Source organism: Plebeiibacterium sediminum, assembly GCF_026013605.1.
Taxonomy (GTDB): domain Bacteria; phylum Bacteroidota; class Bacteroidia; order Bacteroidales; family Marinilabiliaceae; genus Saccharicrinis; species Saccharicrinis sediminus.
Window position 1 is genome coordinate 1 of record NZ_JAPDPJ010000365.1, and the last position, 379, is coordinate 379.

General features: G+C 35.9%; 1 protein-coding gene. It reads right to left on the reverse strand.

From position 1 onward, the window contains the following. Window positions 1-363 (reverse strand): hypothetical protein (locus OM075_RS25800; RefSeq protein ID WP_301193413.1); only part of this gene is annotated, 363 nt, incomplete at its 3' end. Window positions 364-379: the final 16 nt, after the last annotated feature.

Sequence of the window (379 nt, forward strand, 5' to 3'; positions counted from 1 at the left end):
AGAAGCATTCCAATTGAAGTTATAATCTTCTGAATTACCAGAAGCAAGAACTCTTTCATTGAAAGATGCTATGTCAAAATCTGCAACTTCATCGGTACAATAAATTGCCTCTACATCTTTAACCTCTGGATCTGGATTTACATAAATGGTTAAATGAGCTTCACTGGTACAGCCGGTTGTAATTCGAGTAACCACAACGTCGAACTCATTAGTCGTTTGTAATCCTCCATCTTCAGGTATGTTCAAAGCAGATATGTTCCAGTCAAAAGTGTATCTTTCTATATTTCCAGAAACCATAACATCATCATTTAATGAAGTTATTTCAAAGTTTGCAGCTTCATCAGCACAATAGGTTACTTCCATATCCTTAACCTCTGGA